The 247-nt window shown below is 59.1% G+C and carries 1 rRNA gene; it reads left to right on the top strand.

Going from position 1 to position 247, the window contains the following annotated elements:
• Nucleotides 1-142: 142 nt before the first annotated feature.
• A 5S ribosomal RNA gene (gene rrf, locus AC2CJA_RS27455) occupies nucleotides 143-247 on the top strand; the annotation flags it as partial.

Consider the following 247-nt stretch of genomic DNA (forward strand, 5'->3'; position numbering starts at 1 on the left):
TAGGCCGGAGATGGAAGCCTCGTGAGGGGTGGAGTTGACCGGTACTAATAGGCCGAGGGCTTGTGCTGTAGATGTTCGCGTTCACTGTGTGGGTTCTGAGACCACGACCGGCCGGTTCCGGTGATTGTGTGTGTCATGGTGTTTCGGTGGTCACAGCGAGAGGGAAACGCCCGGTTCCATTCCGAACCCGGAAGCTAAGCCTTTCAGCGCCGATGGTACTGCATGGGGGACCGTGTGGGAGAGTAGG

The organism is Streptomyces sp. ATLC9, from assembly GCF_057196705.1.